The following is a 20,185-nucleotide window of genomic DNA, read 5'->3' on the forward strand; positions in this document are numbered from 1 at the left end:
TTCAACTTATCTTATACATCAATTTACGGATAGTTCAGATTGCTTCCCCATATAAATAGGAATTTCTTTCCAATATAAAGGATTCATACATTAAAAAGCTCTTAACCTCCCAATTTGAGGATATGGAGAATTGATATTTCTTTTTATACTCCTACTTACAGGATAAAGCTCAGGAAGATTAATATGAAAAAAACTTTAATTTGCCTCGCCTTAGCAGGAGTATTAACTGCCTGTGGCGGGTCTGATAATAATGATAGTTCACAGACAGAAAACCCACCGCCTTCATCCTCAAACAAAATTGGTGTTTTGACAGATGGCACTATTCAAGGAGCTAACTATAGCATTAACGGGGTTATTAAACAGACCAATGAACGGGGTGAGTTTGAATACCAGGAAGGTGATGAAGTTACTTTTAGTATAGGCGAGATCGTGATTGGAAAGCTTAAAGCTGCCAGTCGGATTACCCCTCAAGAATTAGCAAACGATGAAGATACCCGGCTTAATTTAATGATTTTCTTACAGTCATTAGATAAAGACGGTAATCATGACAATGGGATTGAAATTCCATCTAACCTTACTCCGTTGTCTTCCGCAAAAATCGATTTTTCCTTACCTACGTCAGAGTTTATTGAAGTTCTGGAAACCGAACTGAGTAAAATTCCAGAATTAACAAACCCTGTAGTAGTAACACCTGAAGAAGCACAAGAAAACTTCCGTAAAGCCATTTTTAAAGATATTGCTGGTATTTGGTCTACAACAACCAATGATGACGGCGAGTCCTCAGAAGTGATCTTGGTGATTGATGAAAATGGTCACTACACATTAGGAGAAGCTATTCCTCAAGATTCAGACAATGAAGGGAATGGTCTTGAGAAAGGAGAAATTTCTCTAAATTCATTAACTGGTGATTTTACTGCTAGCACCTCTATTGATACCAATACAGATTGGGGACTGGCTGATCCAAATCAACAACGTACCATGACATTGGCATTTGACGGTAGCCAGTTAACGATTCAGGAGAAGTTAAACCCGCAAGAAGGCGCCACTTTTAACCGCTTGGAAAATAACGTCAATGGTATTATCGGAGCTTGGCAAAGTGCTACTGACCATCTCTTTATCTTTAATGCCAACAATACTTATTTCCTACTAGATCCTGTAGGTGATGATCAACCGGATGAAGAAGGCTCTTGTGGCGATCCAGGAATCGAGTTTGGTAAATACCAAGTCAGGGATAACAAACTCTATATTGACTCACGCGATATTCTGGTCGATACCAATGGCTGTGCTGGCCTGTCCGAAACTGGCGCCAGTTCAGGCCTAACCCTGAATATTCAAGCCAATACCCTGTCCTTTACCGTTGAGGGTGAAGGCACCTTTAGCCTCAACCGTTATAAATAGTTTATGTCAAACGAACCTAATCCAATATTTATATTGGATTAGGTCACTGAATATGCTCAAAATATATCATACAGCCCATCAGCAGATGCATCAGTTCAATTTGAGAATTACAGCCGGTTTTCTCATAAATATTCTTAAAATAGGTTCTCACAGAACTGAGGGTAATCCCGCAGTGCTCCGCAATTTCTTCCAGCTTATAAGCATTCAATAACAGCTCGCACAGCTCAAACTCCCGATTCGACAGCCGGTAACACTGCTGCAAATAAGCCTTAGACAACGAATAATGCTGGTTTTTATCGGTGATCAATAAAGCAATCCGATGCCGCGCTTCATCCAGCTGGGGTGTTGGACTAAAATGCTTAAAAGGCACCGCCGTCAGCATTAACTGCTGCCCATCTGGCCCTTTTAGTGCCAATGCACCACCAATCTCGGTATGCAATGCCACATCTTGCAGCAAGGCACTGGCTAAGAGCTGTTCTAGTGCCTGCTGGTCAGAAGGACTGGTTTTCAACCGGTTATGCAGATCCAGTTCCAGACAGCGCTGTGCACCCATCATCTGCTGTGCCACCAGATTGGAATAACAAACGCACAGTTTTTGGTCTAGCAACACAATGCCAATTTTTAGGCTGTCCAAAATCATATACAAACTGGCATTATGCTGTTCAACCAGACTGATCTGGCGGTGAATCTGCAATGCCCGACGTAAATGAATACCAATACGCTTTAAAAAATCCAGCTGTTCCTGCGCAAAAGGTGGCATATACGGCGCACGATGAATACCTAGTACTGCCCAGCGATAATTTCCCCGATCCAGCAAGACTCCTGCCATATAGCAAATACCGGTAGGTTTTAAGCATTTTTCATAAAATAGATACTGCTCGGTTCCAGGCAAGTCAGCATAATACTGACAGTCCTGATTCAGCACCTCCCCAGTATCAATTTTATTCCAGAGCGGCATATGCAGTTTCATATCTATCACCCGAATACGCTCATCTTGATAAGCTTTCAGGCTTTGCTGCGGAATATTGTGAGTATAGACAAAATCATAGCCTGGATTAAGCTGATCCAGACCGGTAAAGATTGCACTCTTACTTTTAGTGTAGCTCACGATATCTTCGATCACCTCCAGCCACAAAGCTGGCAATAATGCAGCATCATAAATTTTTGCAATAAGATTATTTTCTTGTTCTAATTTCATTGCTGCCTCATTTTTTATAGTTCTTTCTTAATCATAGCGCCAAGCAGCCCTTGGTGAAACGACATAAAATGCCTTTAATATTTTATGAAAATCCCTGAAGTCTATTGATTGATGAATAACTTTGATCTGATTCACCTAATGAATCAAACTTTAACAAGATTGCTCTATTTATCTATACAGACTGCTTTTAATGTAATTAGCTAACAAATAAATCCATAGGATCAAAACAATGAAGAAATTTATATTCACCGCTGCGATGGCAGTCGCTATTTCATCAACGTTGACAGCATGTTCAAAACAGAATGACAATGAGCCAATGAATCATAATGCACCATCCAGCCCAGCGATGACGGAGCAAAATAACCCCGGTACCAATCTGACTCGGGCTGATAGCGCAGAGACCTCATTAGATTGGGCAGGTGAATATGAAGGTGTATTTCCTTGTGCCGACTGTGAAGGCATTAAAGTCGAGTTACAGCTTAATTCAGATAAGACTTATGAACTGAGTGAAGAATATTTAGGGAAAGCTAATAATAATGAATTTGAACTCAAAGGCAGTTTTAGTTTTGATCCTCAGGATCCGTCACTCATCACATTAGATAACAAAGCTGAAAACCGTAAATTCTTTGTTGGCGAAAATTTTATCGAAGCACGTGATGTTGAATCAGGTAAAAAAATTGAGAGTAATTTAAATTATAAATTAGTTAAAAAGTCTTCATCATAATTTTGTAAAGAATAAAAAAATCCCCGCTATTGCGGGGATTTTTTTAAGATCGGATGATCAACATGAATTACATCATGCCGCCCATACCACCCATGCCGCCCATATCAGGCATTGCAGGCTTGTCTTCTGGAATATCCGTGATCATACATTCAGTTGTCAACATTAATGCAGCAACAGAAGCAGCATGCTCAAGTGCAGAACGCGTTACTTTTGCTGGGTCAAGAATACCCATTTCGAGCATATCGCCATAAACACCTGTTGCCGCGTTATAACCGAAGTTGCCTTCGCCATTTTTCACAGCATTGATCACCACTGAAGGCTCATCACCCGCATTCGATACGATTTGACGAAGCGGCGCTTCAATCGCACGACGTAGAATGTTGATACCTACATTTTGGTCATCATTCGCGCCAGTTACGTTATCCAATACTTTCGCTGCACGTACCAGTGCAACACCACCACCTGCAACCACACCTTCTTCAACCGCAGCACGCGTTGCATGAAGGGCATCGTCTACACGGTCTTTCTTCTCTTTCATTTCAACTTCAGTCGCAGCACCGATTTTGATCACTGCAACACCGCCTGCCAATTTAGCAACACGTTCTTGAAGTTTTTCTTTGTCATATTCAGACGTCGATTCTTCAATTTGCGCACGGATTTGCTGAACACGTTCAGAAATTTGACCTGCATTGCCCGCACCATCCACAATCACTGTGTTTTCTTTAGATACAGTCACTTTATGTGCAGTACCTAAATGTTCAAGTGCAGTTTGATCTAGCTGCATGCCAATTTCTTCAGAAATCACCGTACCGCCAGTCAAGATCGCGATGTCTTGCAGCATCGCTTTACGACGATCACCAAAACCAGGCGCTTTTACTGCACATACTTTGATGATGCCGCGCATGTTGTTGACAACCAAAGTTGCCAACGCTTCGCCTTCAACATCTTCAGCGATGATCAAAAGCGGTTTACCTGTTTTCGCAACTGCTTCAAGCACTGTGATCAACTCACGAATGTTGCTGATTTTTTTGTCAACCAGAAGAATGAACGGATTTTCAAGCTCCGCAGTTAGCGTGTCTTGCTTGTTTGCGAAGTATGGCGAGATGTAACCGCGGTCAAACTGCATACCCTCTACCACATCTAGAGAATCTTCAAAGCCTGAACCTTCTTCTACAGTGATGACGCCTTCTTTGCCCACTTTTTCCATTGCTTGCGCAATCAGTTTACCTACAGTGGTGTCAGAGTTTGCAGAGATCGAACCGACTTGTTCAATCGCTTTAGAATCAGACGCAGGTTGAGCAGTTGCTTTAATTTCAGCAACCAAAGATTTAACTGCAATATCAATACCGCGTTTCAGGTCCATTGGGTTCATACCCGCTGTCACTGACTTGATGCCTTCGTTCAAAATTGCTTGAGCCAATACAGTTGCAGTGGTTGTACCATCACCTGCGATGTCATTGGTTTTAGAAGACACTTCACGAACCAGCTGAGCACCCATATTTTCGAATTTATCTTTTAGGGTGATTTCTTTGGCAACCGTTACACCATCTTTGGTGATGTGCGGCGCACCGAAAGAACGGTCGATCACAACGTTACGGCCTTTAGGACCTAGTGTTACTTTCACTGCATCTGCAAGGATATTCACACCAGCAATCATTTTGCTGCGCGCTGAATCACCAAATTTTACGTCTTTAGCTGACATTTTTGACTCCAAATACTTTTGATATCTTTTAAATTCTGATGAATATAAGACGACTTTAAACGGAAATTAAGCAAATACCGCTAAAATGTCAGATTCTTTCATAATAAGAAGTTCTTCGCCGTCAACTTTCACAGTTGTACCCGCATACGTACCGAACAATACTTTATCGCCAACTTTTACATCTAGTGCACGTACACCATTGTCAGTGATTTGACCATTACCTACAGCAATGATTTCACCTTGAGCTGGTTTTTCTGCAGCAGAACCAGGAAGTAAAATACCGCCAGCTGTTTTAGTTTCTTCTTCAACACGACGAATAACAACGCGGTCATGTAATGGACGAATGTTGCTCATATTTAACTCCATCAGACTAAGTCTTTTTTAGGTCACTGATGACGACTTAATTATTCCATGGGTCATCATCAAAAATTTTTGATGTCACTTTTATGGAGATGGAATAAAACGCTTCAAGGGCAAAAATGAAAAAAAATTGCTTTTTTTTAACGAATACTGATTTTTCGTCTATTTATTCAACATATCAGGCTTTAACAGAAAGGACTGGGTCACGTCATCGAATAAATACTGGGAAATTTTTCCTGATGCATCAATCAGATTAAAACTATTTGGCTCTTTTTTATGTAGCCGATGCGAGGCTGAAGTACCTGCATGTACATCATAAACAGGATGATCTGCCCCCAACTCAAAGATCAGGTTCAAATCATAAACCGCAGGTTGATGCAGATGTCCATGCAAGACTGCAAACAGGCCATGTGCTGCCCAAGCCTCTAAAGCAATTTTGGCCATCAATGGACTATCCTTAAAACCGCGCTTATTTTGAAAAGGCACATAGAACGGTTGATGGCTGACAATAATTTTTAATTTGGAAGAAGGCGCTTGGCCTAATTTCCGATCAATACGCTGAATCTGCTCAAGCGATAAATGCCCTTTGGTGTGATAGCGGCGCCGGATTGAGTTCACCCCCACCAGATAAAAGTTGTCTGTTTCAAGTGTGGGTTCAAGTTCACCAAAAAAAAGCTGATAACGGGTAAATGGATTAAACAGCCGATTCCACAAATGATAGAGCGGAATATCATGATTACCCGGAATTACCAGATAAGGTGTCTCAAGCTGATCTAAAAACCGTTTACAGGCCAAAAACTGACTTAAACGTGCGCGTTGGGTCAGATCACCACTGACGACGACCGCTTCCAGAGGATGAGTCTGACAGAACTGTCGAATTGCCTCTAAACACTCGGGTTTTTCTGTCCCAAAATGCAGATCAGACAGATGCAGGATCATGCGGCACCCTTACACTCAGGCTGTTTTTTAAAACAGAAATATTGAGGGGCGGCGCCATTTCTACGATTTCGCCATCAATCGCCACCATCAATTTCTTGGATCTAGATTCGATACGGACTTGATCGGCAGCAAAACTGTAAACATCCGAAGCCTGATCAATCTTGCCACGAACCAACTGATACACAAGCTTAAATAAAGTTAGCTTATCACTTTTAGAAACCACTACTCCTGCGACTTTACCCTGCTCTGCTGCTTTGGCAATCTGCATTTTCATATCTGCCAGTTGCAAGGGATTGTTGCCAAAAAAGATCAGGGGTGTTTTTACCGGATATTTCTTGTGATCTACCCAGATTTCCAGTTTCAGTTCCTTACGGTCGCGAATCAGCACATCCAGTGCGGAAGTATAGGCATGTAACGGCAATCGACCAAACCGCCGGTTATAATCTTCACGTTTTTTGATAAATAAGGGATACAGGCCCAAACTGGCATTATTCAGATAAATATCCTGATTAATTTGGGCTACATTGATACGTTTAGATTGTCCCGTGGCAATCACTTTAGCGGCTTCAATTAAATCCAGGGGAATATCTAATAATTTGGCTACATAATTAAAAGTACCCAAGGGTAAAATTCCGACAGAAATTTGCGTATTTAATAAATGCTTGGCGACTGTATTTAAAGTACCATCCCCACCTGCTGCCACCACGATGCCTGCTTCATCCGACGCTAAATGTCGTGTCAACACCTCCGCCATAACGTGATCAAATTGCTGTGAATCATTGATTTCATAAGCTTTAGTCTGATAACCTTGCGCTGAAAATATATCGATCAGCTGCTCATAAATGCCTTCTGGCCCCTGTATGCGAAAACCAGCATTATGATTATAAATAAGCGATAAGGGTTTAGATTGATTAGACATTTTTCGCACAACTTTATGAAGCCTATTGGCATTTTGTCCAATTCATAGACAATTAACAGTAGCTTTATGTAAAATTCAAATGGCAACCATTTATTTAATCAATAACGAATATGAGACGTGCTATAAAATTAATAAATTGATTTTATTAATAATTTTTAAAATAAATACCACCCATAATTAAAATAAATAACCAAGGTAATTCAAATATTTAGTTTTATCTTATTGTTTTCATTATATTTACAAATAAAATAGCATTATATGCCAAAAGAAATCTAGTGCTTCTTTGGTCTTATTTTTTTTATCATTTTATGCTTTAATACAGCCACTTTTTTTCATATATCATCCGGGCAACATTTTTATTGTTCGGATTGTACTTTGTACATCCTTTTTGTACACATTTGAGATAGGCCTCACCATGACCCAAGTGAACGCACCAGAATTCGTTCGTCACCCTAAGCTTATTGCTTGGGTGGAAGAGATTGCTAAATTAACAAAACCAGCAAAAATTGAATGGTGTGACGGTAGCGCAGAAGAATATCAACGTTATATCGACTTGATGATCGCTAACGGCACAATGCAAGCACTGAATCAAGAAACTCATCCTGGTTCTTATCTTGCGAATTCTGATCCTTCTGACGTTGCTCGTGTTGAAGGTCGTACTTACATTTGCTCTGAAAACAAAGAAGACGCTGGCGCAACCAACAACTGGGAAGCGCCTGCTGAAATGCGTGCTCGCCTCAACGGTTTGTTTGACGGTTCTATGAAAGGTCGTACTTTGTACGTTGTGCCTTTCTCTATGGGTCCTTTAGGTTCTCATATTGCACACATCGGTATCGAATTAACAGATTCTCCTTACGTTGCTGTAAGCATGTCTAAAATGGCTCGCATGGGTAAAGCTGTTTATGACGTTCTAGGTACTGATGGCGAATACGTTCCATGTGTACATACTGTGGGCGCTCCGCTAGAACAAGGCGAAAAAGACGTTGCATGGCCTTGCAACCCTGAAAAATACATCGTGCATTATCCAGAAACTCGTGAGATCTGGTCTTATGGTTCTGGTTATGGCGGTAACGCATTGTTGGGTAAAAAATGCCTGGCTTTACGTATTGCATCATTCATGGGTCGTCAACAAGGCTGGTTAGCTGAACACATGCTGATCCTTGGCGTGACCAATCCACAAGGCGAAAAACACTATATCGCAGCAGCATTCCCATCTGCATGCGGTAAAACAAACTTCGCGATGTTGATTCCACCAGCGGGCTACGAAGGCTGGAAAATTGAAACTGTAGGTGACGATATTGCTTGGATCAAACCAGGTGAAGATGGTCGCTTATATGCCATCAACCCTGAAGCTGGTTTCTTCGGTGTAGCGCCGGGTACAAATACCAAGACCAACCCGAACTGTATGGCAACATTAACTAAAGATGTGATCTATACCAACGTTGCTGTAACTGACAACGGCGAAGTATGGTGGGAAGGTCTTTCTAAAGAAGTACCTGCTAACCTGACCAACTGGAAAGGTCAACCTCACACTGGCGAAGAAAAAGCTGCGCATCCAAATGCTCGCTTCACTGTTGCTGCTGGTCAATGCCCTTCGATTGACGCTGACTGGGAAAATCCAGCAGGTGTTCCAATTTCTGCGTTCATCTTCGGTGGTCGCCGCGCGGACACAGTGCCTCTAATTTCAGAAGCATTTGACTGGGTTGATGGTGTTTACAAAGCTGCAACCATGGGCTCTGAAACCACTGCTGCTGCTGTTGGTCAACAAGGTATTGTTCGTCGTGACCCGTTCGCGATGCTTCCTTTCGCTGGCTACAACATGGCGGATTACTTCACGCACTGGTTAGAAATGGGCGAGCAAGTTGCTGAGAAAGCTGAAGCTGCTGGCAACAAACTTCCTGGGATCTATAACGTGAACTGGTTCCGTCGTGACGCTGAAGGTAACTTCGTATGGCCTGGTTTCGGTCAAAACATGCGCGTTCTTGAGTGGATCATTGACCGCTGTGAAGGTCGTGCAACTGCTGTTGACACACCAATTGGCCGCGTTCCAACTTATGAACAGTTGAACTGGACTGGTTCTGACTTTACTAAAGAACAATTTGACCTTGTGACTGCTCAAGATAAAGATCAATGGATCAAAGAACTTGAAAGCCACACTGAATTGTTCGACAAACTTGGTGGTCGTTTGCCAGAAGCGTTAAAACAACGTCAAGCAGAATTAATTGCTGCGGTTAAATCTGCTTAATTGCTGATTTGATTCAAAAAAGGTCGCGTAAGCGGCCTTTTTTATTAAATGGATAAACAATTGATCACAATTGACCAGAGCAGCAGTTGAAGCAAACTATGGCATAATTAGCGCAAGACTTTAGGAAATATAAATATGAAAAGAACAACAGTCATTTTAGCTCTGGCTGCAAGCAGCTTCATGTTGAGTGCGTGTCAGACGGCACCACATCAGTTCAACGGAAAAAGTGGCTATGAAATTCTGGAACGTTCAGGCAATACAGCAACCTTGAGCTATACGCTCTCAGGACGGCCCAATCAGGATGAAAGAAAATTGCAGGCAGCCTGTCAACAGACTTTGGGCGGTTCAAAAACCTATAATATCCAGATTTTAAGCACCAATGAAATTTCTAATCCACTTGCGGAGCAGGAACAATATGGCCGCCAATTAGGTAATAGCCGCACGCAAATCAGCTTAAGCAACACCCCAGATCTATATAATAGCGAGAATCTCGGTGCACGCGAAGCCTTAGACGCCCGCCCAACCACGATGCGTGTCATTCGTTATACTTGTTCTTAATATCCGATATATTCAAAGCAACACAATAAAAAGGGCTTATTGCCCTTTTTATTTTTCAAATTCAACGTGTTTTATAAAAACTGACATTACGAAACTCTGGTGATTCATCCAGGTCTGGCCAGGTCGTCGCGCTACGTTCATCCAGCTTTATATACTTTGGATGACTAAAATTTTTGACTCGACTGTCTGCTACCCATACTTCAGGTGCGAATTTTAAAAATTCATCCAAGAAAAAACGGTTGCATTGATCATAGAGCACATCTGCGGCTAACAGAATATCTAGCTGCTCTGCCTTATACAAATCATTCAAATATTCAAGCTCAACATCATTCAGCTCCGCATTGGCACGACAGGCATCCAGACTAACTTGATCGATATCACAGCAAATCACACGTTTTGCGCCCGCCATTTTTGCTGCAATGGCAACTACGCCCGATCCCGCCCCAAAATCCAAAACTACTTTGTCTTTGACATGATGCGGCTCTGCCAATAGCCACTGCGCCATCGCCAAGCCTGAGGCCCAGCAAAAGATCCAGTACGGTGTATCGTTCCAGATGCGACGGATGACTTCATCATCGAGTTTGTCAGTTGGGAATACTGGTGGAATGAGCCATAAAGAAATAGGCGTATCGGGAAGCTGCTGCGCCTGTAATTCACAATGTGGAATCACATCATGTAAGGCTTTTAGCAGATGCTGAGGAGCTTTAGGCAATTGAAAGGTACAGCTCATTGGGTTTTATTTTTGAATATTCAGAATTTTAGTTTCAAACACGAAACCCGAATTAATAAAGAAAGTTCCCTCTCCTTTATTAAAGGAGAGGGCTAGGGAGAGGATTATTTATAAAAAATCTCCCTCATCCTAGCCTTCTCCCTGAGGGAGAAGGAACACTGTAGGAATTAACCCAAAGCCTTCTCAGCAGCTTCAACAGTTTGACGAATCAATGTTGTGATTGTCATTGGACCTACGCCGCCCGGAACTGGTGTGTAAGCAGAAGCAATTTCTTCGATGCCAACCAATTGAATATCACCTACACCACCGCCATCACGTGGATGGAAACCAGCATCAACAACCACCGCGCCTGATTTGATCCAGTCTTTTTGAATCAGTTCAGCTTTACCTACTGCACCGACAATAATGTCAGCTTGCTTAACAAAGCTTGCAAGATCTTGAGTACGTGAATGGCAAATGGTTACGGTTGCATTCGCTTCTAGCAGCATCGCAGCCATTGGTTTACCCAAAATTGCAGAACGACCTACAACCACCGCATGTTTACCAGCGATTTCGATGTTGTTTTCTTTCAAAATGGTCATAATCCCAGCAGGCGTCGCTGAACCATAGGCTGCTTCGCCCATTGCCATACGACCGTAGCCCAGACAAGTCACACCATCTACGTCTTTTTCAAGCGAAATTGCATCAAAACAGGCACGTTCATCAATTTGAGCCGGAACCGGATGTTGAAGCAAAATACCGTGCACATCAGGATTTGCATTTAATTTTTCAATTTCAGCCAATAATTCTTCAGTGGTGGTTTCTTTAGGAAGTTCCAATTTGAGTGAATCCATACCAACACGGCGGCAGGCATTGCCTTTCATGCGAACATAAGTTGCAGATGCGCCATCGTCACCTACCAAAATCGTCGCAAGAATTGGAGTACGACCTGATTTTGCTTTCAGCGCTTCTACGCGAGTAAACAAGTCAGCTTCAATTTGCTTCGCCAATGCACGACCGTCTAGAACTAATGCCACGGCACTTCTCCCAAGTGTTGATATGAATCAATTTTGCACATTCTACATGAATAATTTAAATATTTTCCGCCAGATGATGTTTTTATGCGCATACAGATGAATACACTATTGTTTTTTTTTCTGAGCTTGATAATATACGCATCAACAAGACACGGCGGGGTGGCAGAGTGGTCATGCAGCGGACTGCAACTCCGTGGACGCCGGTTCGATTCCGACCTCCGCCTCCATCTTGTTAAAGCCCGAGTGGTGAAATCGGTAGACACAGGGGATTTAAAATCCCCCGCCCACAAAGCGTGCCAGTTCGAGTCTGGCCTCGGGCACCATTCTTCTACTATAGAAAGATGGTGCAAATAAAGAACCCAGTGAAAGCTGGTTTTTTTATGCCTGTAATTTAGTAAATCAAAAAAATAAGTAAATTAAATTTCCATTTAAAGCATGATCATTAATTAAGCAGCTACCCTGCTCCACTTTCTCAATATCATCCAGCAGAACGTAAATAACGTTCTAAATCTTGCTCCAGTTTCTGCTGAAAATGTACAGGCTCAGTAATCTTGATGTGGGGCATCCAGTAACGCACCAAAGGTAAAAGCTGCATTTCATGGCGAATCTGACAACTGATTAACAACTCTCCCGATGCTGACTCTTGCTCAATCTGTTGTTCCGGAAATAAACGACGCTCTTTAAAAAACATGGCGACTTCTGGCTGAATTTTTACCCAGACTTGTTGTTTCTGCTGCCCAAACCAGATCCCTTCTTCATCCTCCAGAATTTTTAATATTTCAGCCTCATGTTCAAAGGGCTTCAGATCAAGCAACAATTCAACTTGCTGAATCTGACTGAGACGGTAGGTGCCTAGTTTTCCCTGATCTATACCCGCCAGATACCAAATGCCATGATGATGGATTAAACGATAAGGCTGGATATTTCTGGATTCTTCACGATAACGTAAATGAATATAATAACGCTTATGAATAGCAGCGGCTAAAGTTTTAAAATGCTCAGCAAACTGTTTGGTGTCTTCAAAATGATAGCCTTTTGCAGAAAACACCAGATTGGCGCGATCATCCAGCAATTCACGTAAAAAGGACATATCTAGTGCGGGATACAGCTCACTGATCCCGGAAAGCTGGGCAAAGGTCTGAATATCCTGCAACTTGAACCGCCCCAAATAAGAGGGATCCAGATAATATCGTTTCTGTTGATCTTGGCGTAAAGGCAGATAAGAGTTTAATCGGTCAAAATCACGTTCAATGGTGCGGCTACTGACCTGAAATTCTGCAGCTAGCTCTGCAGCCCGGAGTTGATATCCGACATTTAATTTGGTCAAAATTCTGGCTAAACGCTCTGCAAGACGCTCATGTGTTGAAGCTGGGCGCTTCATAAATCCCCACTTAATACATTCACATGTACTTATTTATCGCTAGATACTTAATGATTATACTAAATACCAATAAGTGAATCATATTAGGATAAAGTCTAAGATATTCTTTTACCTCAGATCTTGACCCTTTATTCATCCCAAAAATACAAGACCTTATTTGGATTTTCTGGATGCTTTCTTGCTTAAAGGACGATTCTGGAGCGTTAATCTTTCCATATAACGCTCCAGATGCAGCATCGCTCGATACATTTTATGTAACTCTGCCCAACTCATGCTTCCGCGAATAATCATTTTATGAATACGATGCAATGCTTTTAAACTATGTTTTGAACTATATACTATTGGAATAATTTTCATCTTATTTTCCCTCTCACATTCATGTGAATGTTGAACCAATTAGTCGGAATTATCGATAGATGCAATTTACGTGGCATTCTTGACAGGTTGTGTCGAACAGTTAACATTTTTTAATTTTTATTCAAAATTTTATATATTTATTTGTAATAAGATTTTACTCAAAATTAAAAAAGCCAGTAAAATTACTGGCTTTTTTAAATCATTTATCTCGTATTAAATAATTTCAACCACAACTTTACCCACATGTTCTCCCGTATCCATTGCGGCATGGGCATCTTGAATTTGATCAAACTTAAACGTTTTATAGATCATCGGCAAACATTCGCCTTTTGCCCATAATGGTGCAATCTGCTCTTTCAGACCTTGTGCAATTTCCGCTTTTTCAGCGGTGCTTCGTGCTCGCATGGTCGAACCGGTAATGGTCAGACGTTTCATCATGATTTGTCCGAGTTTGACATCTTTAGCCTTGGCACCACCCAAGAAAGCGATATAGACCAGACGTCCATCACGGCGCAACAAATTTAAATTACGCTCTAAATAAGGCGCACCGACCATATCTAAAATGACATCGACGCCGCCATTGTCAGTTGCTTCATTAATCACTTGCTCAAAGTCCTGAGTTTTATAGTTAATAGCTGTGGTTAAATCAGAAATTGCTGCAACTTTTTCATCCGAACCGACAGTCGCAAAAGTTTTGATTCCGAGTGCTTTACATAACATTAAAGCAGTAGTGCCAATGCCGCTGCTCCCGCCATGAATCAGCACGGTTTCGCCTGCTTTGGCCTGCCCCATCTGGAACACATTGGCCCACACGGTAAAAAAGGTTTCAGGAATGGCTGCCGCCTGTGTAAAGCTTACACCTTCCGGAATATTCAAGGTCTGGCTTTCTGGTACGACACAATATTCTGCATAACCACCACCATTGGTTAGACCGCAGACTTGATCACCCACTTTAAATTTGGTGACATCGCCACCTACAGCTTCAACAATACCGGCAACTTCCAGACCAGGAACTGGGGTTACCCCTTTAGGCATTGGATACAAACCTTGACGTTGCAAAATATCTGGACGGTTAATTCCGAAAGCATGGACTTTCACCAGAACTTCATCTGCTTTGGCTTCGGGGATCGCAACCGTTTCATAAGCCAATTTATCGATATCGCCCGGTTCTGTAATAATGACCTGTTGCATGCTTGCTTGTGACATATATTTCCCTGCTTATTGAATATTCAAGATACTTGGCTTTATTTGAACATAGTTAAGCTGAGGAATGAAGCCAAGTCGGACTTATGTATAATCAAGTCACTATTCAAAAAATTGATAGGAGATGGATATGAGCGAGATCATTGAGTATAACGAGAATAATTACAGTAATTTTGAATGGTTCGAAGGTTTTGCAGTCATTCGCTTTTATGCCGAATGGTGTAAGCCTTGTATTCAGAATTTTCCGGTCTTTAATGAACTGGCAGCGCAATATGCTGAAAGCAAGCCCGAAATCAAATTTGGCAAAGTAAATATCGACCAATCTCCAGTATTAACCTTGCGCTATCATGTTTATGGTCTACCTTCTACGCTTATTTTTAAAAATGGCACAATCATTAAAAGGATTGCTGGCGCAAAAAGTCTAACGGAGATAAAGACGATTCTATCTCAATCCCTAACTGATTTTTCTGAATAATTGAAGCATACATATCTGAAGATAAACTGTAGAGAAAATTTCGTTTTTACCCCTCGGTAAAATCCGGACTTGGTAATTAACCACGGCTTTTATACTCTTTGACCATCCGATCACTGACATCTTCCGGATAACACAAAGGTGCATGCCCACCCGCCCGATTATATGCACTACGTTTACCACAGCAACTGCCATTACTGGCCGTATTGTAAGGACATGGACAATTCCCCGGATAACGATCAATCGACTGCTGGATAATTTTTTGCTTAATTGCATCTGTACTGGTCGCCTGTTTAGCGTCCACCCCAAAAGCCAAACACAACCCGATTAAAATAAATATTTTTTTCATAAACACCCCTCAATATTTGTATTATATCGAGAAGAAATTTAAGTGAAAGTTCAACATTCACACGGCTGCACATTATTTACATACTTAAAAGCATCCAAATAAAAAACCCGCTTTACAGCGGGTTTTTTAAATCGACTCAGTCTTATAATCGAACCAATTCTACAATTTTATCAGCAAGCTCTTCGACTGCTTCCATAATTAAAGTGGTGTCCGTACCTTCAGCAGTATCGGTAATCACCACCACACCTGTTTCACGAAGCAATGCAACTTGTGCAGCATCAAGACCCGCTCTGGCAATTGCCACGATGCCTTGCTGAATCAGTAAACTTTCAAGTGCCTGAGCATTTTCCAAAGCTTTTGCCGAGACAGTCAGCGCAGCAGGTTTTTGACCCAAACGCGCAGCACGCACTTCAGCAGTCACAGGCTCATCATGTGCAGACCATTCAACTGATTCTTCCACCATACCTGCACCAATCGTCACGTTATTTAAACGATCAATAAAGATAAATGAACCGGTATAACGGCTGTCTTGATAACGATCAAAGACCACGGGCGCATCAAATTCAACAGTCACATTGGCAATCGCATTCAGCTCAAGATTTTCGACCTGAACTTTCTCCAGTGTGTTGACGTTGGTACGGTAATGAATCGCTGTCACTTTTGCAGGAACAGTCTGTGTACCAATCTTAATGTTGTACAGCTTGCCAATCACCAGCGCTTGATCCGCCATCCACACCACAGTCGCTTGAACTGAACGAGAAATATTTGGAACCGCTTGATCGGCACGAATTAATACGTTACCACGTGAAATATCAATTTCATCGTTGAGCGTTAAAGTCACAGCTTGACCTGCAACAGCACGTTCAAGGTTGCCATCAAAAGTAACGATTTCTTTTACTGTTGATGATTTACCTGATGGTAAAGCCGTTACGGTATCGCCAACGTTGATATCACCAAGTGCGATCGTGCCGCAGAAACCACGGAAATCGAGGTTTGGACGGTTGACATATTGCACTGGGAAACGAAAATCTGCTTTTGCCGAAGTACGGTTAATTTCTACCGACTCAAGCGTACCCATTAACGTTTCACCGGTGTACCACGGCGTATTGGCGGACTTGTTCACCACGTTATCGCCATTCAATGCAGAAATTGGCGTAAAGATGATGTTCGATGGTTTGCGATCGCCCAACTGCGCAACGAATGCTGCATATTCTGCCCGAATTTCATTGAAGCGGGCTTCAGAGAAGTCCACCAGGTCCATCTTGTTGATCGCAACAACAATATTTTTAATACCAAGTAAGCTTGCAATAAAGGTATGACGACGGGTTTGAGTTTGCACACCATAACGCGCATCAATCAAGATAATCGCAAGGTCGCAGGTCGATGCACCTGTTGCCATGTTACGGGTGTACTGCTCATGTCCCGGAGTATCGGCAATGATGAACTTACGCTTTTCAGTCGAGAAATAACGATAGGCGACATCAATGGTAATGCCCTGCTCACGTTCTGCCTGCAGACCATCTACCAGAAGTGCCAAGTCAGGTGCATCGCCTGTGGTACCGACTTTTTTCGAGTCACGGGTGACGGCTTGCAATTGATCTTCATAAATCAATTTTGAATCGTAAAGCAGTCGACCAATTAGAGTCGATTTACCATCATCTACGTTACCGCAAGTCAGGAAACGCAACAGGTCTTTATTTTCATGTTGTTTCAAATAGCCCAAAATATCTTGGCTAATCAGTTCTGATTGATGAGACATTGCCCAAAGCTCCACATATTTTTAGAAATCGGTTTTGAATCCCTCTAAATCTCCCTTTATAAAAGGGAGACTTCCTCCACTTTTAAGCCCCTCTTTCTCAAAGAGGGGTTTGGGGAGATTTTTAGGGGGAGATTAAATTAGAAGTAGCCTTCCTGCTTCTTCTTCTCCATCGAGCCTGCTTCATCATGGTCAATCATACGACCCTGACGCTCAGAGCTGGTTGCCAAGAGCATTTCTTGGATAATTTCCGGCAAGGTATCTGCAGTTGATTCAACTGCACCTGTTAATGGATAACAACCTAAAGTACGGAAACGTACCGATTTCATTTGTGGAACTTCACCTTCTTTTAAAGGCATACGTTCGTCATCAACCATAATAAGTGTACCGCTACGCTCAACCACAGGACGTTCTGCAGCCAGGTAAAGTGGCACAAGTGGAATACTTTCCAAATAGATGTATTGCCAGATATCCAACTCGGTCCAGTTTGATAACGGGAATACACGAATACTTTCACCTTGATTCACTTTACCGTTGTAAAGGTTCCAAAGTTCAGGGCGTTGGTTTTTGGGATCCCAACGATGTTTATCATCACGGAATGAATAGACACGCTCTTTGGCACGAGATTTTTCTTCATCACGGCGCGCACCACCAAAAGCAGCATCAAACTTGTATTTATTTAAGGCTTGTTTTAAACCTTGGGTCTTCATGATGTCAGTATATTTTGAACTACCATGATCGAAAGGATTGATGCCTGCCTCGACTCCTTCTTTGTTTTGATGCACGATCAAATCAAAACCATGTTTTTTTGCCATGTTGTCACGGAAAGCAATCATGTCTTTAAATTTCCAACCCGTGTCTACATGCAGTAGCGGGAATGGAAGTTTGGCTGGATAAAACGCTTTCAGTGCAAGATGCAGCATAACTGCTGAATCTTTACCAATGGAATAAAGCATGACTGGATTTTCAAATTCAGCTGCTACTTCACGGATAATATGAATACTCTCAGCTTCAAGCTGTTTGAGATGAGTAAGTCTTTCCTCATTTAACGACATGGACAACACCAGCTTAGAAAAACGTGTACTTATGACACTTTTGAAAATTTATATTCATTATAGTGATTTACTTATCTTAGCCATTGCTTGTTTTATGATATTGATATATCAAAAGCTCATATAAAAATTCACTAATAACAAATATCAGTTTTTATGAATCAATAATGAACGTCACCACATCTGACTATTTTTGCTGTATTAATTTTTAAAATCACCCATAAAAGTATAGATAAATAATCTAAAGTAGTGGTTTCCAAGATGCTGAAAAATTAATAGAGTAGGCTAAATTCTCCCTTTGATATATTTTGCTTATGGCTTATAGCGCTTTTGATCTCTCCACTCTAAAAACTCGCCTGGAACAAGCAGAGCTTGCAGGTTACATTTATCAGCATCAACAACACATTTTAGTCTTACAAGAACCTTTCAGTGAAGATGGCAAGCCTTTAAATATCTATTTGCAACATGAACTGACTGCCGACCAGATCGGATTACAGTTTGGTCTGCGTTTGAAAGAAGGTCATTGGGAATTCTTATTGGGTGTGACGTATAGCAACCAAAATGCAGCTTATGAAATCGGTGCGGGTAATCTTAAAGGTGATCAAAAAGCCTTTAACTTACTCTATGCATTTTACAATTACCCTAAAGCATTCTATCTGGTGGCATTGCCTTTAACCAGCAATAGCCAGATGCTGGAGCAGACTTTGGAACAGCAACTTTTCAGTCAGCCGGATCTGCATTTTCTGGATACTGCGATCAAGGTGAACCCGATGGGTGAACAGATCACATGGATAAAAAACTATATTCTGCAACAGACTCTGGATATGAAAGTCCGGATTCAGACTGCCTTACTATAAGTCTTTAAGAAAGAAATATAGAGATACTAAGGCACAGTATTTCTATATTTCTCAGAAAAACCAATCCACACAACCTTAAAATCCACACAACATATTGAAAATAATTAATTTTTTAGCAGATCCTAAATAAACTTATAGTTTACTATTAACTTTAATAGTTCAATAATTATTAAATACATAATATATTCAATCCTTGTTTATAAGGTTTTTTGTTATTTTTTTGCATACAAAATTAATAATTACTGCTATCGTTATAGCATCAGAGGCTTCCTTACACTTTTCCTAAAACATAATTATAGAGATAAAAAATGTGGGAACTGTTTACTCATCCGTCAAATATCGTATTTAGTATCAGCCTGAGTCTGATGCTGATGTTTGCTGCACTGGAATGCATATTACTGCTGCTCGGTGGCGGCTCGCAGAATATGTTAGAACAGTTTTTGCCTGAAGACCCCCTGCAACCAGAAATTAATCCAGATCAACATCCCGGCTTTTTCACCAAAGTATTTGACTGGTTATATCTGGGACGTCTGCCTTTATTTATCTGGCTCATCATTTTTCTGACCAGTTATGGCCTGAGTGGCTTATTGATTCAGGGAATATTTGAACGCCTGACCAGCCAGCTCTTCAATGTATGGCTAATTTCCCCAGCCTGTCTGTTTCTGTGTATGCCGATAGTGCGCTGGCTTGCCATGGCTGCCAGCAAGCTTATGCCTCAAGATGAAACTTCTGCCATTTATAGTGACGAGCTTATTGGGCGTACCGCAATCATTATTCTGGGTGATGCCAAAGTCAACTCTCCTGCACAAGCCAAAGTCCGGGATCAGCATGGCCAGACCCATTATGTTTTAGTCGAACCAGAAACCAATCAAATTTTAAATCAAGGTCAGAATGTCGTACTGACCCATAAAACCAAAAATGGCTTTCAAGCCACTGCACTCTAATTTTATTCAGCCAGAACCAAACTGA

At 41.5% G+C, this 20,185-nt stretch carries 20 protein-coding genes and 2 tRNA genes; 9 read left to right on the forward strand and 13 right to left on the reverse strand.

The window, feature by feature from the left end:
• The first annotated feature begins 183 nt into the window (after positions 1–183).
• The gene (locus FTU40_RS01475) at positions 184–1,398 is read left to right on the forward strand and encodes a hypothetical protein (RefSeq protein WP_180039494.1); all 1,215 of its coding nucleotides are present in this window, start codon (positions 184–186) and stop codon (positions 1,396–1,398) included.
• Positions 1,399–1,441: 43 nt separating this feature from the next.
• Here the strand turns inward: FTU40_RS01475 and FTU40_RS01480 are convergent, their stop codons facing one another.
• Positions 1,442–2,596 (reverse strand): helix-turn-helix transcriptional regulator, encoded by a 1,155-nt coding sequence (locus tag FTU40_RS01480; protein ID WP_180039496.1) that lies wholly within the window; start codon positions 2,594–2,596, stop codon positions 1,442–1,444.
• Positions 2,597–2,825: 229 nt separating this feature from the next.
• Here FTU40_RS01480 and FTU40_RS01485 point away from each other — a divergent pair, with 229 nt between their 5' ends.
• The gene (locus tag FTU40_RS01485) at positions 2,826–3,320 is read left to right on the forward strand and encodes a copper resistance protein NlpE (RefSeq protein WP_005096313.1); all 495 of its coding nucleotides are present in this window, start codon (positions 2,826–2,828) and stop codon (positions 3,318–3,320) included.
• 67 nt (positions 3,321–3,387) lie between these two features.
• On the opposite strand, the gene groL is transcribed toward FTU40_RS01485, so the two are convergent.
• From groL to FTU40_RS01505, 4 genes are all read right to left on the reverse strand, one after another.
• On the reverse strand, positions 3,388–5,022 hold the full coding sequence (gene groL / locus FTU40_RS01490; protein WP_005096312.1) for a chaperonin GroEL: 1,635 nt from the start codon (positions 5,020–5,022) through the stop codon (positions 3,388–3,390).
• A gap of 66 nt (positions 5,023–5,088) precedes the next feature.
• The gene (gene groES / locus FTU40_RS01495) at positions 5,089–5,376 is read right to left on the reverse strand and encodes a co-chaperone GroES (protein ID WP_005096311.1); all 288 of its coding nucleotides are present in this window, start codon (positions 5,374–5,376) and stop codon (positions 5,089–5,091) included.
• A gap of 168 nt (positions 5,377–5,544) precedes the next feature.
• Positions 5,545–6,321, reverse strand: a complete 777-nt coding sequence (locus tag FTU40_RS01500) for a metallophosphoesterase (protein ID WP_005096310.1) — start codon at positions 6,319–6,321, stop codon at positions 5,545–5,547.
• Positions 6,302–7,240, reverse strand: a complete 939-nt coding sequence (locus FTU40_RS01505) for a diacylglycerol kinase family protein (RefSeq protein ID WP_180039498.1) — start codon at positions 7,238–7,240, stop codon at positions 6,302–6,304. The genes FTU40_RS01500 and FTU40_RS01505 overlap by 20 nt, the downstream gene beginning before the upstream one ends.
• A gap of 415 nt (positions 7,241–7,655) precedes the next feature.
• Here FTU40_RS01505 and FTU40_RS01510 point away from each other — a divergent pair, with 415 nt between their 5' ends.
• Positions 7,656–9,485 (forward strand): phosphoenolpyruvate carboxykinase (GTP), encoded by a 1,830-nt coding sequence (locus tag FTU40_RS01510; protein WP_005096308.1) that lies wholly within the window; start codon positions 7,656–7,658, stop codon positions 9,483–9,485.
• Positions 9,486–9,620: 135 nt separating this feature from the next.
• Positions 9,621–10,043 (forward strand): hypothetical protein, encoded by a 423-nt coding sequence (locus FTU40_RS01515; RefSeq protein ID WP_159138049.1) that lies wholly within the window; start codon positions 9,621–9,623, stop codon positions 10,041–10,043.
• 61 nt (positions 10,044–10,104) lie between these two features.
• Here FTU40_RS01515 and FTU40_RS01520 read toward each other — a convergent pair whose 3' ends face one another.
• Positions 10,105–10,773, reverse strand: a complete 669-nt coding sequence (locus FTU40_RS01520) for a methyltransferase (protein ID WP_180039501.1) — start codon at positions 10,771–10,773, stop codon at positions 10,105–10,107.
• A gap of 167 nt (positions 10,774–10,940) precedes the next feature.
• Positions 10,941–11,789 (reverse strand): bifunctional methylenetetrahydrofolate dehydrogenase/methenyltetrahydrofolate cyclohydrolase FolD, encoded by an 849-nt coding sequence (gene folD, locus FTU40_RS01525; RefSeq protein WP_180039503.1) that lies wholly within the window; start codon positions 11,787–11,789, stop codon positions 10,941–10,943.
• A gap of 153 nt (positions 11,790–11,942) precedes the next feature.
• Between folD and FTU40_RS01530 the strand changes: the two genes are divergently transcribed.
• Positions 11,943–12,016, forward strand: a tRNA-Cys gene (locus FTU40_RS01530).
• Positions 12,017–12,026: 10 nt separating this feature from the next.
• Positions 12,027–12,112: transfer RNA gene (locus tag FTU40_RS01535), tRNA-Leu, on the forward strand.
• A 155-nt stretch (positions 12,113–12,267) separates the two neighbouring features.
• Here FTU40_RS01535 and FTU40_RS01540 read toward each other — a convergent pair.
• The 3 genes from FTU40_RS01540 to FTU40_RS01550 form a co-directional block, all read right to left on the reverse strand.
• Positions 12,268–13,170, reverse strand: a complete 903-nt coding sequence (locus tag FTU40_RS01540; RefSeq protein ID WP_180039505.1) for a YafY family protein — start codon at positions 13,168–13,170, stop codon at positions 12,268–12,270.
• Positions 13,171–13,323: 153 nt separating this feature from the next.
• Positions 13,324–13,527 carry a hypothetical protein gene (locus tag FTU40_RS01545; protein WP_159516433.1) on the reverse strand — a complete coding sequence of 68 codons (204 nt, stop codon included), beginning with the start codon at positions 13,525–13,527 and terminating at the stop codon, positions 13,324–13,326.
• 213 nt (positions 13,528–13,740) lie between these two features.
• Positions 13,741–14,733, reverse strand: coding sequence for an NAD(P)H-quinone oxidoreductase (locus FTU40_RS01550; RefSeq protein ID WP_159516432.1), 993 nt, complete (start codon positions 14,731–14,733; stop codon positions 13,741–13,743).
• Between the two features lie 127 nt (positions 14,734–14,860).
• On the opposite strand from FTU40_RS01550, the gene FTU40_RS01555 reads away from it, so the two are divergent.
• The gene (locus tag FTU40_RS01555; RefSeq protein WP_005171940.1) at positions 14,861–15,205 is read left to right on the forward strand and encodes a co-chaperone YbbN; all 345 of its coding nucleotides are present in this window, start codon (positions 14,861–14,863) and stop codon (positions 15,203–15,205) included.
• Between the two features lie 76 nt (positions 15,206–15,281).
• Here FTU40_RS01555 and FTU40_RS01560 read toward each other — a convergent pair whose 3' ends face one another.
• The 3 genes from FTU40_RS01560 to cysD all read right to left on the reverse strand — a co-directional run bounded on the left by FTU40_RS01560 (position 15,282) and on the right by cysD (position 18,362).
• On the reverse strand, positions 15,282–15,551 hold the full coding sequence (locus FTU40_RS01560; protein WP_100534410.1) for a hypothetical protein: 270 nt from the start codon (positions 15,549–15,551) through the stop codon (positions 15,282–15,284).
• Positions 15,552–15,693: 142 nt separating this feature from the next.
• The gene (cysN, locus tag FTU40_RS01565; RefSeq protein ID WP_180039508.1) at positions 15,694–17,310 is read right to left on the reverse strand and encodes a sulfate adenylyltransferase subunit CysN; all 1,617 of its coding nucleotides are present in this window, start codon (positions 17,308–17,310) and stop codon (positions 15,694–15,696) included.
• Between the two features lie 137 nt (positions 17,311–17,447).
• Positions 17,448–18,362 carry a sulfate adenylyltransferase subunit CysD gene (cysD, locus tag FTU40_RS01570; RefSeq protein ID WP_005096294.1) on the reverse strand — a complete coding sequence of 305 codons (915 nt, stop codon included), beginning with the start codon at positions 18,360–18,362 and terminating at the stop codon, positions 17,448–17,450.
• A gap of 311 nt (positions 18,363–18,673) precedes the next feature.
• Here cysD and FTU40_RS01575 point away from each other — a divergent pair, with 311 nt between their 5' ends.
• Both FTU40_RS01575 and FTU40_RS01580 read left to right on the forward strand, forming a co-directional pair.
• Positions 18,674–19,216 (forward strand): hypothetical protein, encoded by a 543-nt coding sequence (locus FTU40_RS01575; RefSeq protein ID WP_100328811.1) that lies wholly within the window; start codon positions 18,674–18,676, stop codon positions 19,214–19,216.
• Positions 19,217–19,524: 308 nt separating this feature from the next.
• A complete protein-coding gene (locus FTU40_RS01580; protein ID WP_005096292.1) occupies positions 19,525–20,160 on the forward strand; it encodes a YqiJ family protein in 636 nt (211 codons plus the stop codon).
• The last annotated feature ends 25 nt before the right edge of the window (positions 20,161–20,185 follow it).

Origin of the sequence: Acinetobacter sp. YH12100, assembly GCF_013419135.1 — a bacterium.
Lineage (GTDB): Bacteria > Pseudomonadota > Gammaproteobacteria > Pseudomonadales > Moraxellaceae > Acinetobacter > Acinetobacter pseudolwoffii.